The organism is Promicromonospora sp. NPDC060204, from assembly GCF_042728455.1.
Classification (GTDB): Bacteria; Actinomycetota; Actinomycetes; order Actinomycetales; family Cellulomonadaceae; genus Promicromonospora.
On sequence record NZ_JBHWZO010000462.1, the window covers coordinates 1 to 1,445 of the forward strand.

The following is a 1,445-nucleotide window of genomic DNA, read 5'->3' on the forward strand; positions in this document are numbered from 1 at the left end:
AAACGGGGCTGTTTTCGGGCCCAATCGCTGGGTAGAAGCGCACCTTGCGCGCCCACTCAGCGCAGCGCCGTCAGCGACGGTCCGGCTCGGCACTCCCCGCGTGCGCCAGGAGGAACTCCCGCACCAGGGCCACCACCCGGTCCGGCTGGTCCAGCGTGGAGAGGTGGCCCGCTCCGTCCAGCACCGCCGACCGCGCGCCAGGCGCAGCGGCGATTGCGGCGTCGAGCTCGGGCTGGAGCACCAGCGGGTCCTCCGAGCCGCGCACCCAGAGCGTCGGCACCGTCATCCGGTGCAGGTCCGGGAGAAAGTCGGTGCGCATCGCGAACGGGCCGAACGACAGCGCCTGCCAGTCGTCGAGGGCCGGCTCGCGGTGCCTGTCCTTCTGTTCGGCCTCCCGCTGCGCGAGCTCGACCGCCCGCTCGAAGCCCCGCGTGTCCGCGCCGTGCTGCAGGTTGTCGACGAGCGAGCGGCGCACCGCGCGCGGGCTCCGCGCCAGCCATGCCGTGGTCGCGCGGAGCAGCCCGGGCGTGCGCGTGGACAGCCAGGTCACGAGCTGCGCCGGACGCCGCGCACCCAGCCCGCCCGGCGCCAGCAGCACCGCGGCGCTGACCCGGTCGGGGTGGTCGAGCGCCGTGCCGATCGACACGCCGCCGCCCATCGAGAGCCCGACCAGCGCGGTCCGCTCGATGCCGAGCTGGTCCAGGAGCCCGGTCACGACCCGCTGGAGCAGCGGCTGGTCCACGGGCCCCGACCAGGGTCGGCTGCCGCCGTGCCGCGGCAGGTCGATCGCCAGTACCCGGAAGTGCTCCGCGAGCGCCGGCGCCACGTGCATCCAGTCCAGCTCCGCGGTGTCCAGCATCGCGCCGTGCAGCAGCAGGACCGGCGGCGCGTCGGGGCGGCCGCTCGTGTAGAGGCGGATCGGTCCGCCCGCCACGGTGAGGTCGCGGACGTCGTCGAAGGCGGTGGTCGTGGTCGTCATGACCCGGTCCTCTCCGCACGGCCGACGCCGCCGGCACGCGCCTCGGCGGCGCCCGTCTCGTCAGCGCCCACCTCGCCCACGCCGACGCCGGCAGCGCCCATCTCGCCCGGCCCGACGTCATCGGTGCCCGCCTCCGGGCCGACGTCGATGCCCTCGCGCACCAGCCCCTCGACCACGCCGAGCGCGGCGCGCAGCCGGTCCGGCGTCAGCGGCCCGATCAGCGCCGAGGCGGACAGCAGCCCGATCGTCACGCTCGACAGCGCGAGCGAGACCGCCTCGGGGTCGACGTCGGGCCGCACGCGGCCGGCGGCGCGCAGCTCCTCGACGTGCGCCGTGATCCAGCGGAACCGGGCGCGGTACCGCTCGGGGTCGACGGCGCGCACGTGCTCGCCGAGCACCGCGCGGGGGGCGAGGTACGCGGGCCCCAAAAGCGGGGGGGCCCCCCGCGCCACCACCCCCCCCCGGG

1 protein-coding gene and 1 pseudogene are annotated in these 1,445 nt (G+C 76.6%); both read right to left on the bottom strand.

Annotated elements, in window-relative coordinates; all coding sequences use genetic code 11:
* Positions 1–70: 70 nt before the first annotated feature.
* The gene (locus ACFWEJ_RS28685) at positions 71–979 is read right to left on the bottom strand and encodes an alpha/beta fold hydrolase (protein ID WP_377232556.1); all 909 of its coding nucleotides are present in this window, start codon (positions 977–979) and stop codon (positions 71–73) included.
* Positions 976–1,445: pseudogene (locus tag ACFWEJ_RS28690) on the bottom strand (hypothetical protein); the annotation flags it as partial. The gene ACFWEJ_RS28685 and the pseudogene ACFWEJ_RS28690, both read right to left, overlap by 4 nt.

What these genes read in the sequence shown, in the direction of transcription:
- ACFWEJ_RS28685 (WP_377232556.1), bottom strand. Translation starts at nt 979, where the DNA reads ATGACGACCACGACCACCGCCTTCGACGACGTCCGCGACCTCACCGTG.